At 35.5% G+C, this 17,447-nt stretch carries 22 protein-coding genes; 11 read left to right on the top strand and 11 right to left on the bottom strand.

Annotated features, from left to right (window positions below; genetic code table 11):
• Position 1 precedes the first annotated feature (1 nt).
• The 4 genes from nqrE to nqrM all read left to right on the top strand — a co-directional run bounded on the left by nqrE (position 2) and on the right by nqrM (position 3,184).
• Positions 2 to 610 carry an NADH:ubiquinone reductase (Na(+)-transporting) subunit E gene (nqrE, locus tag PKC21_02540; GenBank protein HMR24209.1) on the top strand — a complete coding sequence of 203 codons (609 nt, stop codon included), beginning with the start codon at positions 2 to 4 and terminating at the stop codon, positions 608 to 610.
• Between the two features lie 19 nt (positions 611 to 629).
• Complete coding sequence (gene nqrF / locus PKC21_02545) at positions 630 to 1,856, top strand: NADH:ubiquinone reductase (Na(+)-transporting) subunit F (protein ID HMR24210.1); 1,227 nt, start codon at positions 630 to 632, stop codon at positions 1,854 to 1,856.
• 69 nt (positions 1,857 to 1,925) lie between these two features.
• Positions 1,926 to 2,975 carry an FAD:protein FMN transferase gene (locus tag PKC21_02550; GenBank protein HMR24211.1) on the top strand — a complete coding sequence of 350 codons (1,050 nt, stop codon included), beginning with the start codon at positions 1,926 to 1,928 and terminating at the stop codon, positions 2,973 to 2,975.
• An 11-nt stretch (positions 2,976 to 2,986) separates the two neighbouring features.
• Positions 2,987 to 3,184: a (Na+)-NQR maturation NqrM gene (nqrM, locus tag PKC21_02555; GenBank protein HMR24212.1), complete on the top strand. Its 198-nt coding sequence runs from the start codon at positions 2,987 to 2,989 to the stop codon at positions 3,182 to 3,184.
• A 20-nt stretch (positions 3,185 to 3,204) separates the two neighbouring features.
• Here the strand turns inward: nqrM and PKC21_02560 are convergent, their stop codons facing one another.
• The 4 genes from PKC21_02560 to PKC21_02575 all read right to left on the bottom strand — a co-directional run bounded on the left by PKC21_02560 (position 3,205) and on the right by PKC21_02575 (position 4,738).
• On the bottom strand, positions 3,205 to 3,573 hold the full coding sequence (locus tag PKC21_02560) for a DUF6176 family protein (protein ID HMR24213.1): 369 nt from the start codon (positions 3,571 to 3,573) through the stop codon (positions 3,205 to 3,207).
• Between the two features lie 58 nt (positions 3,574 to 3,631).
• Positions 3,632 to 3,892, bottom strand: a complete 261-nt coding sequence (locus tag PKC21_02565; protein HMR24214.1) for a hypothetical protein — start codon at positions 3,890 to 3,892, stop codon at positions 3,632 to 3,634.
• Positions 3,893 to 3,983: 91 nt separating this feature from the next.
• Positions 3,984 to 4,265, bottom strand: coding sequence for a YheU family protein (locus tag PKC21_02570; protein HMR24215.1), 282 nt, complete (start codon positions 4,263 to 4,265; stop codon positions 3,984 to 3,986).
• A gap of 146 nt (positions 4,266 to 4,411) precedes the next feature.
• Positions 4,412 to 4,738: an FKBP-type peptidyl-prolyl cis-trans isomerase gene (locus tag PKC21_02575; protein HMR24216.1), complete on the bottom strand. Its 327-nt coding sequence runs from the start codon at positions 4,736 to 4,738 to the stop codon at positions 4,412 to 4,414.
• Positions 4,739 to 4,819: 81 nt separating this feature from the next.
• Between PKC21_02575 and PKC21_02580 the strand changes: the two genes are divergently transcribed.
• Genes PKC21_02580 through PKC21_02590 form a run of 3 tightly spaced genes read left to right on the top strand, consistent with a single transcriptional unit; the run spans position 4,820 to position 7,737 of the window.
• A complete protein-coding gene (locus tag PKC21_02580) occupies positions 4,820 to 6,415 on the top strand; it encodes an ATP-dependent DNA helicase RecQ (GenBank protein HMR24217.1) in 1,596 nt (531 codons plus the stop codon).
• A gap of 45 nt (positions 6,416 to 6,460) precedes the next feature.
• A complete protein-coding gene (locus PKC21_02585; protein HMR24218.1) occupies positions 6,461 to 7,105 on the top strand; it encodes a hypothetical protein in 645 nt (214 codons plus the stop codon).
• 44 nt (positions 7,106 to 7,149) lie between these two features.
• A complete protein-coding gene (locus PKC21_02590) occupies positions 7,150 to 7,737 on the top strand; it encodes a DUF924 family protein (protein HMR24219.1) in 588 nt (195 codons plus the stop codon).
• On the opposite strand, the gene PKC21_02595 is transcribed toward PKC21_02590, so the two are convergent.
• Positions 7,734 to 8,285 (bottom strand): cytochrome c-type biogenesis protein CcmH, encoded by a 552-nt coding sequence (locus tag PKC21_02595; GenBank protein HMR24220.1) that lies wholly within the window; start codon positions 8,283 to 8,285, stop codon positions 7,734 to 7,736. The two genes, PKC21_02590 and PKC21_02595, sit on opposite strands and share 4 nt — an antisense overlap.
• Positions 8,286 to 8,410: 125 nt before the next feature.
• Here PKC21_02595 and PKC21_02600 point away from each other — a divergent pair, with 125 nt between their 5' ends.
• From PKC21_02600 to PKC21_02610, 3 genes are read left to right on the top strand one after another with little or no spacing between them, the layout of a single operon-like run.
• Positions 8,411 to 9,217, top strand: a complete 807-nt coding sequence (locus PKC21_02600) for a thymidylate synthase (GenBank protein ID HMR24221.1) — start codon at positions 8,411 to 8,413, stop codon at positions 9,215 to 9,217.
• A complete protein-coding gene (locus PKC21_02605; protein HMR24222.1) occupies positions 9,218 to 9,715 on the top strand; it encodes a dihydrofolate reductase in 498 nt (165 codons plus the stop codon).
• A 46-nt stretch (positions 9,716 to 9,761) separates the two neighbouring features.
• Positions 9,762 to 10,247, top strand: coding sequence for a hypothetical protein (locus PKC21_02610; protein ID HMR24223.1), 486 nt, complete (start codon positions 9,762 to 9,764; stop codon positions 10,245 to 10,247).
• Positions 10,248 to 10,252: 5 nt separating this feature from the next.
• On the opposite strand, the gene mutM is transcribed toward PKC21_02610, so the two are convergent.
• Positions 10,253 to 11,074, bottom strand: a complete 822-nt coding sequence (gene mutM / locus PKC21_02615; protein ID HMR24224.1) for a bifunctional DNA-formamidopyrimidine glycosylase/DNA-(apurinic or apyrimidinic site) lyase — start codon at positions 11,072 to 11,074, stop codon at positions 10,253 to 10,255.
• A gap of 96 nt (positions 11,075 to 11,170) precedes the next feature.
• On the opposite strand from mutM, the gene PKC21_02620 reads away from it, so the two are divergent.
• On the top strand, positions 11,171 to 11,752 hold the full coding sequence (locus PKC21_02620) for a 3'-5' exonuclease (GenBank protein ID HMR24225.1): 582 nt from the start codon (positions 11,171 to 11,173) through the stop codon (positions 11,750 to 11,752).
• A gap of 5 nt (positions 11,753 to 11,757) precedes the next feature.
• On the opposite strand, the gene PKC21_02625 is transcribed toward PKC21_02620, so the two are convergent.
• The 5 genes from PKC21_02625 to PKC21_02645 form a co-directional block, all read right to left on the bottom strand.
• Positions 11,758 to 12,309, bottom strand: coding sequence for a GNAT family N-acetyltransferase (locus tag PKC21_02625; protein ID HMR24226.1), 552 nt, complete (start codon positions 12,307 to 12,309; stop codon positions 11,758 to 11,760).
• Positions 12,310 to 12,479: 170 nt separating this feature from the next.
• The gene (locus PKC21_02630) at positions 12,480 to 14,492 is read right to left on the bottom strand and encodes an ATP-dependent helicase (protein ID HMR24227.1); all 2,013 of its coding nucleotides are present in this window, start codon (positions 14,490 to 14,492) and stop codon (positions 12,480 to 12,482) included.
• A 148-nt stretch (positions 14,493 to 14,640) separates the two neighbouring features.
• Positions 14,641 to 14,943 (bottom strand): RNA-binding protein, encoded by a 303-nt coding sequence (locus tag PKC21_02635; protein ID HMR24228.1) that lies wholly within the window; start codon positions 14,941 to 14,943, stop codon positions 14,641 to 14,643.
• 229 nt (positions 14,944 to 15,172) lie between these two features.
• Positions 15,173 to 15,934, bottom strand: coding sequence for an SDR family NAD(P)-dependent oxidoreductase (locus tag PKC21_02640; GenBank protein HMR24229.1), 762 nt, complete (start codon positions 15,932 to 15,934; stop codon positions 15,173 to 15,175).
• The gene (locus PKC21_02645; protein ID HMR24230.1) at positions 15,931 to 17,415 is read right to left on the bottom strand and encodes a cryptochrome/photolyase family protein; all 1,485 of its coding nucleotides are present in this window, start codon (positions 17,413 to 17,415) and stop codon (positions 15,931 to 15,933) included. Before PKC21_02645 ends, PKC21_02640 begins: the two co-directional genes overlap by 4 nt.
• Between the last annotated feature and the right edge of the window lie 32 nt (positions 17,416 to 17,447).

A 17,447-nucleotide genomic window follows, 5' to 3' on the forward strand; every position in this document is an offset into this window, starting at 1 on the left:
CATGGAACATTATTTAAGTTTATTGTTTAAAGCCGTTTTTGTAGAAAACTTGGCACTTGCCTTTTTCTTGGGCATGTGTACTTTTTTGGCGGTTTCAAAAAAAGTGGATACGGCTTTTGGCTTAGGCATTGCGGTGGTTATTGTCCAGACCTTAACTGTTCCCATCAACAACCTATTGTACCAATTTGTTATTAAAGAAGGAGCTTTAGACCGTTTTGGTATTCAAGGTGTTGACCTAAGCTTTTTAGGTCTTATTACATACATTGGTGTTATTGCTGCTGTCGTTCAAGTTTTAGAAATGACTTTGGATAAGTTTTTTCCAGCTTTGTACAATGCTTTAGGTATTTTCTTACCTTTGATTACTGTAAACTGTGCTATTTTAGGGGGCTCTTTGTTCATGGTTGAAAGAGATTACAACTTTGCTGAAAGTGTAACTTATGGCTTAGGATCTGGAATTGGTTGGGGTTTGGCCATTGTAGCCTTAGCTGGAATTCGTGAGAAACTCAGATACAGCGATGTACCTGATGGACTTAAAGGATTAGGAATAACATTCATTACCGTTGGTCTGATGTCATTGGCATTTATGGCTTTTGGTGGAATTCAACTATAAAGATAAGAGGCAATAAACAATGTTAGAAATTATCTTAGGTGTACTTTTTTTTACTGTAATTGTGTTGGTTTTGGTTGCTGGTATTCTGGCAGCCAGAGCAAAGCTGGTGAGTGCAGGCAAAGTTAATATTGTTGTCAATGGTGACTCAGACAATCCTATTCAAGTAAATGCTGGAGGAAAACTGCTTAACGCTTTGGCTGATAAAAAACTTTTTGTTTCTTCGGCCTGCGGTGGGGGCGGAACTTGTGGTCAGTGTACCGTCAAAGTTATAGAAGGCGGTGGAGATATTTTACCTACTGAGCGTACACAGATTAATAGGGCTGAAGCTGCACAAGGCGTGAGACTCTCTTGTCAAGTTGCTGTTAAACAAGACATGAAAATTGAAGTCCCTGATGAAATTTTCTCAGTCAAAAAGTGGAAATGTAAAGTTAAATCCAATCATAATGTTGCTACATTTATTAAAGAATTGGTTTTAGAATTGCCTCCAGGAGAAGACGTTAAATTTAAGGCTGGTGGCTATATCCAAATAGATATTCCAAAACATGATATTAAATTTGATAGCTTCATTGTGGAAGATGAATACAAAGAAGACTGGGATAAATACAATCTTTGGCAATACCGTTCCAACCCTTCAGAAGAAGTTGTAAGAGCATATTCAATGGCCAATTACCCTGAAGAAAAAGGTATCATCATGCTTAACGTAAGGATAGCAACGCCTCCAAGACAAGCACCTGATGCACCTCCTGGCATTGCTTCTTCCTATATTTTTAACCTTAAACCTGGTGATGAGGTTACTATTTCTGGACCCTATGGTGAGTTTTTTGCCAAAGATACAAAAGCTGAAATGATTTTTATTGGTGGTGGTGCTGGCATGGCCCCTATGCGCTCCCATATCTTCGATCAATTTAGACGCATTCATACCGATAGAAAAGTAAGTTTTTGGTATGGAGCAAGAAGTAAACGTGAAATGTTTTACGTAGAAGACTTTGACAGCATAGCCAAAGAAAATGATAATTTTAAATGGCATGTTGCTTTATCTGAGCCTTTGCCTGAAGATAATTGGACAGGTTATACTGGCTTTATTCATAATGTGCTTTATAACGAGTACTTAAAGGATCATGAGGCTCCAGAAGACTGTGAATATTATATTTGCGGTCCGCCCATGATGAATGATGCTGTCTTTAAATTACTTGAAGACTTAGGTGTTGAACCAGAAAACATCTTATTTGACGATTTTGGTGGTTAATATAAAAAGGAGCGCCTTGTGCTCCTTTTTTTATAGAAACGCCCACATAAAAATTATGAGGTAAACATTATGAATCATAAACGCTTACTCAAATTATTTTTTTCATTCTTATTACTCCTTAATTGCTACTCATGTGAGAAAAAAATTTCGCATGCCAAAATTAATGGCAAAACCATGGGCACCACTTACAACATCACCATACCTCAACAAGAAAACATAAAACTTGATCTAAAACATATTCAAACATCTGTTGAAAAAAAATTGATAGCGCTCAATCAAAGTTTATCAACTTATATTGAAAGCTCAGAAATTTCTCAATTTAATCGCTTTAAAGCTGATACTTGGATGAACGTTAGTAAAGACATGTTTTTGGTTAGCCAAAAAGCGCAAGAAATTGCTATTTTAACCGATTACTATTTTGACCCTACCCTTGCTCCTCTTATAAATCTTTGGGGTTTTGGTTATACAGACAGTATTGGCGTTCCCAAACAAAGTGAAATTGATGCACTCCTACCTTTAATTGGTATGGATAAAATTGATATTGCCCAAAACATTGTTTATCAAATGAGAAAAAAATCAGATGATATTCAACTGGACTACTCTGCCATTGCCAAAGGTTATGCTGTTGATCAAATCAGCTTATTGTTACAAGATATGGGGTACAAAAATCACTATGTTGAAATAGGTGGTGAATTGATTGTTAAGGGTTTTAGAGATGCTAAACAACAAGCTTGGAAGATTGCAGTAGAGAATCCTCAAAATAATGAAGTAAGTAAAAGGGCTGTTTTTAAAACGTTAAATTTGTCAGATATGGCCATGGCGACATCTGGTGATTACCGTAATTTTTTTATGCATCAAGGTAAAAAATACAACCATACTTTGATTCCAAGTACAGGTTACCCAAGTCAGCATAAGACAAGGTCTGTAACTGTTCTACATAAAAACTGCATGGATGCAGACGCTTTTGCTACAGGTTTGTTGGCCATGGGATATCCTGAGGCTTTTAAACTAGCTAATAATTTGGGCTTGGCTGCTTTATTTATTGTAGAAAAAGAGTCTGGTAACCTAATGGCTTATACCAGCAATTATTTACTGGAATTAGAAAAGAAAAACGGATAATGATCTAAATTATGACTTACATTTTAGTCAGCATTGTTTTTTTTGGCATGTTTTTTATACTGATGTCATTAGGCTTGTTACAAGGAAAAGCCATCAAAGGCACCTGCGGCGGTCTCAATAAATTCAAAACAGATGATGGCAGAACCATCTGTGAAGCCTGTGCTCCAAAAGAAGTAGAAGAACTTAAACAAAAGATTCTTAGTTCATAGGTTTTGATTTACCTAAATACTTAAACTTTATTTTCTAAAAAAAGAAAGTCTGTATTTAAACTGTATATTGATGTTTGATAATCTTGTTCAGTTAACTTTTCTAACAACCAACACTCTTTTTTAAAATCATTATAAACTTTCCGAAATGGCCCATGCTCAATTTCATCATCTGATTTTATTTTATCCCAGTTTTCAGATTGACTCAAAATGTGCACATAGTCACACGCTTTACCAGCTTCATAAAATATCGCTGCCCAAGCATAACCTTTCTGCTTTGCTTCATAAATATAGTCTTGAGGATTATCTTTTAAATATTTTAAAAATTTTTCAAACTTGGCTTTACTTCCTTTTCTTAAAGGAATTTTGGCTAACCTAAACTGAGAATACATTTTTATATCTTTTTTTATAATGCTTACAGATTGGTTCAAATATAACGACTGTATTGATTCAACATTTATCTAAAAACTCTTCAGAGTTGTAATCAATATAATCTTGTGGAATTTGATCTTTAAAAACTTCAATGGCTTTTTCAACAAGTTCTAATGAAACTGTGTCTGAATATATACTTATGTCTTTTGACTTTTTAGAATCATCTCTGAATATTTCTAAAATCATTTGCTGACCATCCCAAAACTCAATACCAATTCCATCTCTCTCAGATACGTCACTTGCTACAATTATCTTGTATTCTTTATCTCTAATTTTCATATTATCATAATACCTTTAAAAAAGATTATTCATTTTCAATGGATTATTCTTATAGCCTATCAAAAACTTATTTCATTTTTTTATATAACTATTAATTTCTAGTGAGCTCTTGATACATCTTTGCCGTCATCAAGCTGGGACTTTCTGTAACAAAGTCAAAGGTAATAAGCACTTCATCTGATAGGATTTGCTTCAACACCTGCTGTTTTTTTTCTTCTAGGTCATATTCAACATTGCCATAATCTGTACCTTCACGCAAAACAAAGGCTTCAATTAAAGCCATCAAAGTATGCTTAGAAATTTTATCTTTAGGAATTAAAACCGGTTTGGGACTATCCTCATCCAGCTCAACATGAATATTATTGTTTTCCATTACTTATCAAATATCTATTGACCTTAACTTACTGCAGATTATTTTTATGAGAGGTGAAGGCCTTAAGGGCGCTAGCCCGATCAGCCGAGCCTTCATAAAAATAATCAAAACAGTTGGCACAATTCTTAAACTTAAAGATTGTATAGTTATTTAAAATCCAGAAGCTCTACCTCAAAAACCAAGGTTGCATTGGGTGGAATCACTCCGCCAGCACCATGTTCTCCATAAGCCATGGTTGACGGAATGGTCAACTTGCGTTTTTCGCCTTGTTTCATGCCCACAACACCTTTGTCCCAGCCTTCAATAACCTGTCCAGCGCCTAAAGCAAACTCAAACGGTTCACCCCGGTCTACGGATGAATCAAACTTGGTTCCATCAGTCAACCAACCCGTATAATGTACTTTAACCCTAGCACCAGATTCAACTTCTGAACCTGTACCCTCTTGTAATGTTTCTATATTAAGTTCACTCATACAAGCAATTTACGCAATAATCGTATAAAGCACAACAATTTGTGTGCAAAAATCAAGTTTATAGGTATACCATTAAGCTTCATGCTAGATGATGCTCAAAAAATTTTAAAGACCCGCTTTGGTTTTAGTCAATTTAGAAAAGGTCAGGAAGCCATCATAAGCTCAATTTTATCAGGACAAGATACATTAGCCGTTATGCCAACTGGCGGCGGTAAATCTATCTGCTATCAAGTTCCTGCCCTTTACCTAAAGGGTTTAACACTGGTTATTTCACCCTTAATTTCATTGATGCGGGATCAGGTTTCTTTTTTAAATGCAAAAGGTATTGCATCTGGTTTTTTTCATGCCAATCAAACGGCAGTGCAAAAACGTATGATTTTTCAAAACATTCAATACCAACTCAATCATCAAGGATCTTACTTACTTTACGTATCACCTGAACGTATCCAAAATGAATACTTTATGGACTGGCTCAGTACTCAACAACCCAAACTGTTTGCTGTGGATGAAGCGCACTGTGTTTCACAATGGGGACATGACTTTAGAGAGGACTATGCAAGACTCAATGATTTAAGAAAGTTACATTCAAATGTGCCCTTATTAGCCACAACAGCAACAGCTACCCCCATGGTCCTTAATGATATATCTGAGCAATTAGAACTTAGAGAACCACATAAACATATTTATGGCTTTTATCGTCCCAACTTATTTTATCAAGTTGAGTTTTGCAGCACTGAACAGCATAAATATGACTTTATCCAGCAAGCCTTAGAGCAAAATCCAGATGATCGGGTTATCATTTATGTTGGCACTCGAAAACAATGTGAAAGCTTGTACGATCACTTTTTCAGCCAATTTAATAAAATAGCGTATTACCATGCTGGACTTAGTTCAGATCAAAGAGATGATGTACAAAACCGTTATGAATCGGGGCAAATTAGAGTTTTAATTGCCACCAATGCTTTTGGCATGGGCGTGGACACACCCAATGTCAGAAAAATTATTCATTTTCAAATGCCGGGGAATATTGAGTCGTATTATCAAGAAATTGGCCGTGCTGGAAGAGACGGCAAAGAGTCTACGTGTTTATTGTTGTATTCAAAAAAAGATTATGGTTTGCAAACCTTCTTTATTAGACAAAGCAAAGCCAACCCAAAAATTATTCAAAACAAATGGAATGCTCTGGATGCTATGATCAATTATGCAGAAGGTGCTGAATGCCGCCACAGTGAAATTTTAACTTACTTTAAAGATACCCAAAGAGTTGAAAGCTGTGGTCATTGTGATAGCTGTTCTCCTGAGTCTATTCGCAAAGTTCAATTGCCACAAAAAACACCTAAAACAAGACTACGCAAAAACACCCTTGCATCAGAAGCCAAGGTAGTTAAAACCAAAAAGAAAAAAACAGCCCGCAAAAAAAAGAGTGTCCCAGTGGATACTAGACCTCTAGATAACCTAGAGCTTTTGCGTATGAAATATCTTAAACAATGGCGTTATGATTATGCCAAACAAAAAGATATTCCTGCATTTATGGTTTTTAGCAATAAAACTTTGCATGATTTGGCCATGAAAAACCCACAATCCAAAACAGATTTAAAGTATGTGCATGGTTTAGGTAGTTATAAAATTAGGCAGTTTGGTAAAGAGCTGGTTGAAGCTTTGGAAAACTCACCCTAAAAATTGTACTTGCACTGCCACCTGTATATCCGCTATAAGCATTGAATGTATCGGGGAAAGCATTTTATTTTTATTTTGTTATTTTCATGTGTTGCTTTTGCACAAGATTCAAGCTTTAGTACAACTGTCATTGATCTTTTGCACCAGCATCGTTACGTCTTAATTAAAGCCAATCAAACCTATGATTTTCATTTTGATTTTCATACGGGTAAAGACATAGAAACACCTTCAGAGTACAAAATCACCTTTTCAATGGGTTCAAAAACCTTTAAACATGAGCATGGTCATCATTTATCTATTTTTGTGAATGACTTTACATATTATGTTGATAAGTATGACACGGGTATTTTATTAGAGGATGGCGTTATCTACTTTTTAGATGAAAATGGTGAAAAAGAACGCTACATAGATGATAACCCAGAAGAATACAATTACTTGTATAAATACATGCCTATTTTCTCTGATATGGACTTTTATATCAACTGTCCAAACCATCTTAAAGCAGATATTTTAAACTTTATTGAAGGCTTAAATATTAGCTTTAACCAACAAACCATTTATGAAAGTAATCTAAGAAAGTACAGTGATTTTTTTATAGACCTTGGTGTTTTTTTAGACATACTAGAAGCTCAAGACTGTTATGGAGTCTACTCTAATACCTATATAAGCAATAATGGCAAAGATCATTGATCAATATCTTTGTTATATTCTACCAGCAGTGGTAAACAGTAAGAATGAAAACTTGGCAAGATATTCACTCCTATTGGTTTAAAGATTTATCTCTAGAAAAAAACTATCTTAAAGAGCGTGGACAACTCTGGTTTGGGAAAAATCCCAAGGTTGACCGTTATATGCGTAAACAGTTTTTACCTCTATTAAAAGATTTTTCTGCCGGTAGACATTTTACTGAGTGGAAATCCAACCCGCAAAGTTACGTATCTCTTATTGTATTACTGGATCAGTTTTCTAGAAATATCTTTAGAGGTAGTTCTCAAATGTATGCGTATGATCATGCTGCCCTTAACTTGACTTTAGAAGGATTAAAAAAGAGCGTTGATGAAGACTTACACCCTCTAGAAAGAGTGTTTTTTTATTTGCCTTTAGAACATAGTGAAAACTTAAATATCCAACGCTTGAGTGTAAAGATGTTCAAACAATTGATGGAAGAAGATAAAATTTTTACTGAGCACTACATTTACGCTGTTAAACACTATGATATTGTGGCCAAATTTGGGCACTTCCCTCATAGAAATGAAATTTTAAATCGCCCTAGCAGCCCTCAAGAAACTGAATTTCTCAAACAACCTGGAAGTTCTTTTTAAGAGTCGTCTCCGTATAGCTCTTGATCCAATTGCTTGGCATATTTAGCATATTCTTGTGAATTTTTATTAGGCTTATCTTGCTGTTTGTCTTGTTCAGAAACTATTTTTTCTTCAATAAACGGTGCTTGTGCTGCAGACTTTTGTCCCTCTGACAAAGTGGACGTTCTCCATGATAAAATAATTTTATACACCCCAAACATTAACAGTGGCATAAGAATAAAGGGAAGAATCCACAACAAAAGGTTAAAATCTTCTTTTTTGGGACTGCTTAAAATTTTTTCTCCATATTCTGCCTCAAAATAAGCCAAGACCTCAGCATCACTTTTTCCAGCCAAAATCAAAGTTCTAACTTGCTCTCTTACGCCAAAAGCCATACCAGAATTATCCTCAGCCACGGTTTTTGCCCAGCAACAAGGAGCCATCAATAGCTTATCAATAGCTTGCGCACGCTTTTCTTGCTCGGAATTTAACTCAGGAAGCTGGGCCTGCACACAGCTCAACAGAACCATGAAAATACCTATAGAAAGTTTTAAAACACGACCATTCACACTTTATGTATCTCGTATAATCAGCATTTGATCAAATTCTTAAGCAATGTGACTCATATTTACATTCAAAAGCCCAGTATCTATTTTTTCTTGCTGATTGGCTTGATGAACGATATTAAGTTTTTATGCGCAATTATCTTCAACTTATGCAACACATTATGGAAACAGGTGAAGACCGGACAGATAGAACGGGTGTAGGTACTCGCTCATTATTTGGCGCACAATTGCGCTTTGACTTACAAGAAGGGTTTCCTTTGGTGACCACCAAAAAATGTCACCTTAAGTCTATTATTCATGAACTGTTGTGGTTTTTGCAAGGCGATACCAATATTGCTTATTTAAAAGAAAACAAGGTCCGCATATGGGATGAATGGGCTGATGAAAACGGTGACCTTGGCCCAGTATATGGTAAACAGTGGCGCAGTTGGCAAACATCAAACAGTGAGAGTATTGATCAAATCCAAAATTTAATGCACAGCTTAAAAAACAATCCGCATTCTCGTCGGCATATTGTTTCTGCTTGGAATGTGGCTGATGTAGAAAAAATGGCCCTGCCTCCCTGTCACACCATGTTTCAATTTTATGTCTCTTTAAACAAAGATAAACCGCGTTTATCCTGCCAACTGTATCAACGCTCAGCTGATTACTTTTTGGGTGTACCCTTTAATATTGCCAGCTATGCTTTACTCACCATGATGATTGCCAATGTCTTAGATTATGACTACGGTGACTTTGTCCACAGCTTTGGTGATGTGCATCTGTATCAAAATCACTTTGAACAAGTGCAAACCCAATTAAGTCGAGAACCCTTTAGCAAACCAACAATGCATATTAAACGCAAACCCAAAGACATCTTTTCTTACCAATACGACGACTTTGAACTGGTCAACTATGAAGCACATCCTGCAATCAAAGCTGAGGTTGCGGTCTAAATGTTGATCTCAGCCATTGCTGCGTATAGCAAAAACAAAGTCATTGGTAAAAATAACGATATGCCCTGGCATATGCCACAAGAGTTTGCTCACTTTAAACGCACAACCCTGAATCATCATATTTTAATGGGCCGAAAATCTTTAGAAGCCTTGCCCGGTGTTTTACCCAAGCGAACTCATTTGGTCATTTCAAGGCAAGAACCAAGCATGACCCATCCCAATGTATTGTGGTTTAAAAGCATTGAAGCCGCTGTAACACATGCAAAAGATGCGGGTGAAACAGAGCTGTTTATTTGTGGTGGCGCGCAAATCTATGAACAATGCATGCGTATGTGTGATTACCTTTATTTATCTGAAATTGATCTCGATATTCCTGATGGTGATGCTTTTTTTCCTGACTTTGATCAAACACAATGGCAAGTCATTGAAGAAAACCTGCACCCAGCTCTGAGTGAAACAGAACCTGCCTGGGTGTTTAGAAAATTTGCCCGTTTATAAAACAAATTTATAGACTTAAATAAAAATTTGAATGAAGATTTAAAGCATGGGACATCATATCAGTGCGGCATTGCTAAAAGGTGAGTTTGATCAAAATAAAGCTCGTGAATTTGATCTTAACCCCATTCAATTGTCCAAGAGTATCACAATGTTTCCTTTAGAAGCCAACTATTGCGATTTTTGGTCTGAAAAACTGAATATTTTTGGCAGCCCTTCAGAACATACTTACCCTCTTTTAAACAGTAATGTTGTGCACCACATGATGAACACAATTGCCAGTACCCCTACTTTTGCAATCATTGAAACCGATTATTCTGGCGGTGTTGGTGATCAAGCAGCCGCAGTTTATCAAGGGAAAGAAATTCTAATGTCTCCACAAAGAAATAAAAAGAAGGTTATCAATCAAGCCATCAAAAAACTTGGGGTCAGAGTTCCATTCTTCCTGCGTCTTTTTTTTGTAGACGAGTTTCAATTCTTAAAATTAGATCAATACAGAATTTTTGATGAAATGTTTGATAAATACACAACATAAAAAAACTACCCGATCTGACAATTAGGGCAATAAAAACTACTCCGCCCAGATATTCTTAGATTTTCTATTTTACTCTGTTTACAGTTTGGACATAACTCACCAGTTTTTCCATAAACCAAAAACTGATGCTGAAAATAGCCTTGTTCTCCTCCGGCTTTCTTAAAGTCTTTGATAGTAGAGCCCCCTGCTTCAATAGCTTGTAATAAAACGTTTTGAATATGTTTAATCAACTTTTTAAGATTCAATTCACTGACATCTTTAGCCGGTGTTAAAGGATGGATTTCACTTTGAAACAGGGATTCACAGGCATAGATATTCCCTACCCCCACCACACAACGTTGATCCATGATCACAGATTTAATGGCTGCCGTTTTATTCTTGCAGTAGTTTTGTAAATAGTTATGATTGAATTGATCGGATAATGGCTCAGGACCTAGATGCTTTAAAAATTTGTGGTCCAGGATTATATCTTTAGGACAAAGATCAATAAAACCAAAGCGTCTGGGATCATTGTAAATCAAGGTTTGCTCATCAACAAAAGCAATAGCAAAGTGATCATGCTTTTTCATATCATCATTCAATTCTCGCCAAGAACCAGTCATCCCCAAATGACTGATCATGATATGTTGATCAAAGTGCCATAATATATACTTGGCTCTTCTGGAAAAACGCTGCAGCTTTTGGCCTGGCAACGTATCCTTAACTGTTTTTGAGATAGGAAAGCGCAGTTTATCCGTATAGATATGAATATGCTCAACACATGATTGTGGTTTTATTAATTGAGCAAGCCCTTGGCATACGGTTTCAACTTCTGGAAGTTCTGGCATATCAAGCATGCTTTATCTATATTTTTATAGTTAAACAAGGAATAGCTATGAAGAATCTTTACAAATTGCCATGAGCATGGTCTAAGGCAAAACACTGTGTTTATTGACGGCCGAAAAAAACTAAGTAAACAAGAAATACGAGACTTTCCATTTTTACAGTATCCCGGTACCATTCATATTATTCAAGACTATGAGCAGCAAATTGAAGTTTGCCAACACTTAAAAAAACAATCTGTTTTAGGCTTTGATACAGAAACACGACCTAATTTTAGAAAAGGACAAAATAACCCTGTTGCCTTACTTCAACTGGCTACTAAAACAGATGCTTTTTTATTTCAACTCAAACAACAAGCCCTAAGTCCATATTTGTCAGACATCTTAAGCTCAACACAAATTCTTAAGCTGGGTGTGGCTGTACGTGATGATATCATTGCTTTACAAAAACTTAGAGATTTTGAAGCTCAAGGATTTGTAGATTTGTCTGATTTAGCTGAAGAAAAAGGTCTGCAAAACTTTGGTCTTAATGCCTTAAGCGTCATCTTTACAGGTCATCGTTTAAGCAAAAACGCTAAACTTTCTAATTGGGCGGCAAAGACCTTAAAAGACAAACAAATACATTATGCTGCCTGCGATGCTTATGTTTCATTACTGATTCACGAAGGTTTATTAAAACTTTAATCAAGTTAATTTTTTTTATTAAAAACATCTTTTAGTAAACTGCTTAGACAATGGTCTTGCCATTGACCATTAATTTGAAGATAAGCTGGGGCTATTCCATGTACTTCAAAACCAAGTTTTTTTAACAATCTCTCACTTCTTTTATTGTTTGGAATAAAATTAGCTTCTATTCTTCTTATTTTTGTTTCATTAAAAATATAGGCCATAGCCGCTTGCAGGCTTTCATACATATACGCCTGGCCTTGATACTCCTCACCCAACTTATAACCAACCCGACAATTCAAAAAAGGTTCGTATTCAAAATTGTTAAAATGAATGAACCCCATCAAAGCCTGTGTCTTTTTATTTACAATTAATAATGGCAATGCTTTTTTCTCATCATAATCTAAAATATTTTTCTTTATCGCTTGCTGCCAATATGATTTTGTAAAAATACTTTGTGTTCTTTGTGGCTCCCATGGTTTAAGAAATTGTTCATTTTTTTGATAAAATGCAATTATGGGCTCTATATCTTCTTCAGCATATGTTCTTAATAAACATCGTTGGGTACTAATCATTTCAAAACCTTTTCATTGTAAATTCAATTTATTACTTGAATATAATGTTCTTAAAAATTTAATGATCTTTCTTTTTTTACTCTAAGTAAGACAAAAGGGACAATGTTTTACATACATAAAACCAAGCTTGCAAAAAAAAATACTCTGCGTAAATCCCTTATTATTAGGTTTTAAAAGCTATTCTTTTCCGTGGTCTGATCTATCTTATCAAATAAAGCCGCTAACATGGCTTTTCTTTCACTTTCTCCTTGTGGACGAAACGCGCTTTGATAGTTTTTAATTAAGGTCTCATCAACCTCGGCTAAAAACCGAGACGTTGCACAAGGTTTTAGCTTACCTTGCTTTTTTCTTTCTTTAGCACGTGTTAACACTAGATGTTCTTTTGCGCGGGTGATCCCAACATAAAACAAACGGCGTTCTTCACTGATATCTTGTCCCAAACGCTGATGTGGTAAAATTCCTTCTTCTACACCACAGATGATAACAACAGGAAACTCCAAGCCCTTGCATGCATGCAAGGTCATCAATTGAACGTTAGACCCTTCTTTTTCATCTTCTTCAACATCCCCCAAATCCATATTTTCTATAAACTTCAAAAAAGACTGTGCCTGATGACCACTCTTGTGAATATAGGCCCCTAAAACTCTACAAAATGTTAAAACCAAATCCCAGCGTTTTTGTGCCGTATGAATGTCTTTAAATGCCGCCAGAAGCATACGCTTGTACCCCATCTTTTCAAGGATTGAAACCAACTGGTCTTCACATTTTTTTTCATTGCTTAATAAAAGGGTTTTGTATGCTTGTAAACTTTGATGAAAATGCTCTATGGCTTGTTTCGATTTTTCATTGAGTTCATCAATATCGGCTAAACTGGCTTTAAAAAAACTGATCTTATGTTGTTTAGCATACTCAAAAATTGTTTGAATAGTTTTCTCGCCAATTCCTTTATTGGGTGTATGCATGGCTCTTCTTACACTGATTTCATCAGGTCTAAACATGCACTTTAAATAAGCTAAAATATCTTTGATTTCTTTGCGGCTGAAAAAGCCTGTTCCTCCCGTTAACACATAAGGAATTTGCTGCTTTCTTAAAGCTGTTTCTATCATCCCACCTTGGCTATTTGATCTATACAATAAAGCAATATCTTCATTTTTATAGCCTTTGCTTTTAAAATATTCTATTTGATGAACCATGCCTTCAGCTTCATCTATTTCATTAAGATAAAGAAAAACTTCTGGTTCATGCCCTTCATCATCATAGCCAGAGGCTAATAGTTGTTTGCCATGGCGTGTGCTGTTTTTTGCAATAATATGATTGGCCAAATCCAAAATACGCGCTTTAGAGCGATAATTTCTTTCTAAACGCACAACTTTACAATTTTTATATCTTTTTGGAAAATCTAAAATATGTTGAATTTGTGCACCTCGCCAACCATAGATAGACTGATCATCATCGCCAACCACAGTTAAATTTTGATGATGTTGTGCCAAAAGTTTGAGCATCTGCATTTGAATATCGTTGGTATCTTGAAACTCATCTACCATGATTTGTTTGAACTGAGTTTGATACTCATTAAGAATATCTGGCTTTTGTTTAAAAATTTCTATTGGACCAAGAATAAGCCCTTCAAAATCCACCACACCTAAAGACTTGAGCCGATCAAGGTATTTTGGATACAAAGCTTCCGCCATATCCTGATACTCTTGTAAATGACTAGGAAGCGTTTTCCCCGCTCTTAAAGTCTGGATACATGTAAGCAATGTATCCAGATCAAAATTACTTTTTTCACTATCTTTGCTTGTCTTAAGTAACTCTTTAACCACTGATTGCGCATCACTCTGATCAATGACACCAAAACGTTTGGGTAAGTCTAGAGCATCATGGTGTTTTTTAATGACATTTAAACCAAAAGAATGAAATGTTCCCGCATGGATTTGCTGCGCCTGTTTTTTATCTAGCTTTTGAGCAACCCTAAATTTCAGTTCTCTAGCCGCTTTATTGGTAAAGGTTAAGACAAGAATAGCATTGGCTGCAGCAATATTTTCTAAAATAAGGCGTTGTGTACGCTGAACCAAAACAGTGGTTTTTCCACTACCTGCTCCTGCTAAAATAAGAAGCGGCCCATAATTATGTTTTACAGCGGTTATTTGTTCTGGATTAAGTTTTTCAAAATAGCTCTGCATCAATAAGCCTGCCACCATACGTTGAAATCAAAAGTTTTCAAATATTTTTTACACTTAAACTTCTTATGAAAAAGCTTAACCTCTATTTTAGCCAACAAAAAAGGGCCCCTTTAAGGGGCCCTAAATAATTTACGACTTATTAATAATACTAATAACGTCTGTCGCCACCACGGCCTTTAAAACCACCGCCACTTTTTTTATTTTCTTGTTTTGCTTCATTCACTGTTATATTTCTACCGTCTAACTCTTTACCATTTAAAGTGTTAATAACATGAGTGAGATCTTCATTTTCACCAACTTCAACAAAAGCAAAACCTCTAGATCTGCCTGTTTCTCTATCAGTGATAACTTTTGCTGACACTACGCTGATTTCAAAAGATTCAATAAAAGATTGTAGTTCTGCCTCGTTGACATTATAGCTACAATTACCCACAAATATTTTTTTGTTCATTTGTTTTTCTACTTTCCTGTGGCTTTATACATAAGCCTTAATTAAAATTAACCTTAGCTTTGTTGGCTCGGATGAATGATCTATTAATGGATTGAATCAAATAAAAGAACGCTCAAGGTCGAGCTGGCAAATACTAAAAATCCTTTTATCCTGATAGCAAGCATTATGCAAGAATTATATTCACATAAAAAATCCTATAGAGGGCCTTATTAAACTGCTAAATAATCCCTTACCAGCTTATTTTGGAGCCATCCCAAGAAAAGAACAGGCCAGTTTCATTTGGACTTAGTCTGTTAATCAACTGTAGAATATTTTTACCGGCTTGTTCCGGTTGGTGAACGATATAGCTTTTAGCTGCATGCTTGATAAACGCCTTAGATAATTCGGTTTGAGTCGTTCCTGGGTGGATTGCTACAATCATACTGTTTTTATGCAGTCTTTTAAATTCAATTGACAGATTCTTAATGGCCATATTCAAGGCTGCTTTCGATATTCTATAAGCGTACCAGCCTCCTAAACGATTATCAGAGATGCTCCCTACTTTGGCTGAAATTGCAACAAATTTTGGGCTTTCACTCTTAAGTAACAATGATTTTAAGGTTTTTGCCAATAGCAAGGTTGGGATTGTATTGAGTGTAAAACAATGGCTTAATGATTCAGAACTTAACTCCTCAACCTTTCTTTCTGGAAAGGTCACTCCATCATCCAAAACCCCAATACAGTTAATACACAGATCTATTTTTTCTGTTTCAGATACAATACTATCCAATAAATAGCTGTAATTATTACTTTTTATTGCATCAAATACTAGGCATTTTAATTTTTCTGGATACTCTTGTGCCAGAGACAGTAAGTCTTGCGATTTATCCTCGGATCTATAGCTGGCATAAATCATATAATTGGCTTTGTCTTGAAGTAAATTTTTGACAAGCCCAAAACCAATACCTCGATTGGCCCCAATAATTAAAGCAACTTTTGTGTTTTTGTTCATAATGTAACTTTATTTAAAAACCTTTCTGCTTGGTTAAAAATGATCTCTTTTCTTTCATGTTTCATCTTATCTAAAAGTCTAGACATCATACTTAACCTAGGGTTTTGTGAAAAAAAATCTTTATGCTTAGCAATAAAACGCCAATACAAGCCATCGACAATATTACACCAATTACCCTTTTTATAGCCGCTCATTTTAAGCCAATAATTTGAAGAACATATATACGGTTTAGTGGCAAAGACCCCACCATCACTAAATAATGCCATTCCATAAACATTAGGTCCCATAACCCAGTCAGAACTATCAATAAACATTTCCATAAACCATTGATGAGCTTGTTTTGGTTCAATTTCGCATAAAACCATCATATTACCTAAAATCATTAAGCGCTCTATATGATGATTATAGCCTGTTCTTTGGGCTTTATGAATTGCATCGTCTAAAATTGGTATTCCAGTTGTGCCGTTATACCAATCTTTGCTTAATTTTCTATGATGCTGCCAGTAATTATGGTTTTCCTGATATTTTGAGAAGTTTTGATAAATGCCTCTGACAAACTCCCGCCAACCAATAATTTGACGAATGAAGCCCTCAATAGAATTTAAAGGCGTGGCATTTTTCATATGAAAGTCTAAAGTTTTCTCTATCAGTTCTTGCGGTGTGATTAAGCCTAGATTTAATCCTGGAGAAAGAATAGAGTGGAAAAGGTAGTCTCCTCGATCAGAAATAGCATCTTGATATTGACCAAAATCATCTAATTTTTTCTCCAAAAAGTATTGAATATATTGTTCATAGTGATTCTTATCTGTCCCGTATTCAAAGTTCCCATCTAATTGACCTGGATGATTTGAAAAATGTTGCTGGACTAAGTTGATAACCGCATCCACATGCTTGGATTTTTTAATCACAGGAAATGGCTGTGGAATTTTCACTTCTTTTCCTATTTTTTTTCTATTCTCTGTATCAAAGCTCCACTGCTCTCCTTGTGGGTTTTGTTGCTTATCCAGTAAAATATTTAAGTCTCTTCGTTGCTCTTGATAAAATGTTTTCATGAATGGCTTTTTATGTCGCAAAAGATAGCTACTAAACTTATCTCTTGAACAAGAGAACATGGGTGATGGAAGTTGTTGCCAATCTATGGACTTAAGTTGACATAGTTGAGTTATCCTTTTTTCAAAAAATTTATCTTCAATTTCAAAACTGATGATTTGTTTTAAATTTGGAAAGTGTTTCAATAGTCTTTCTTCATAACTTTGACCATCCTTTTGCAAATGGCAATAGGACACTTGATAACCCAATCTTTTAAGTCTATCGTAGTAGCCGCGCATAGCCGCAAGAAACAAAACCAACTTTTTTTTATGGTGTTTCACATAAGTACATAAACCATAGTCTTCTGCCATATAAAATTGATACTCTTTGTATGGTTCAATGTATTGCTCAGGAAACAACTGATTACCCAATATTACAAAAACTTTCTCCATTTGATTGTATTAACCTCACGTTGAAATTTCAA

Source organism: Oligoflexia bacterium (genome assembly GCA_035326705.1).
GTDB lineage: Bacteria > Bdellovibrionota_G > JALEGL01 > JALEGL01 > JALEGL01 > JALEGL01.